General features: G+C 59.1%; 1 protein-coding gene. It reads left to right on the top strand.

Annotated elements, in window-relative coordinates:
- The coding region (locus AC0V2Y_RS28405; RefSeq protein WP_475418065.1) for a GTP-binding protein at window positions 1–592 on the top strand (592 nt) is incomplete at both ends.

Genomic DNA, 592 nt, shown 5'->3' with positions numbered 1-592 from the left:
ACGGACCAAGCCGCACGTCAACGTCGGCACCATCGGCCACGTCGACCACGGTAAAACCACGCTGACCGCTGCAATCGCAACGGTTCTGTCGAAGAAATTCGGCGGCGAAGCCAAAGCATACGACCAGATCGATGCGGCTCCAGAAGAAAAAGCGCGCGGTATCACGATCAACACCGCCCACGTCGAGTACGAAACGGAAACGCGTCACTACGCGCACGTTGACTGCCCAGGCCACGCCGACTACATCAAGAACATGATTACCGGTGCTGCCCAGATGGACGGCGCGATCCTGGTGTGCTCCGCAGCTGACGGCCCAATGCCACAGACCCGCGAACACATCCTGCTGGCCCGTCAAGTTGGCGTTCCATACATCATCGTGTTCCTGAACAAGTGCGACCTGGTCGACGACGCAGAGCTGCTGGAACTGGTTGAAATGGAAGTGCGCGAGCTGTTGTCGAAGTACGAATTCCCAGGCGACGACCTGCCTATCATCAAAGGTTCGGCACGTATGGCGCTGGAAGGCAAAGAAGGCGAGATGGGCGTGGACGCAGTGCTGCGTCTGGCCGATGCGCTGGATGCCTACATCCCAACG

It is taken from the genome of Janthinobacterium sp. BHSEK (genome assembly GCF_056174685.1).
The sequence above is the reverse complement of the archived record's forward strand: the minus strand, read 5'-3'. Positions and strand labels throughout refer to the sequence as shown.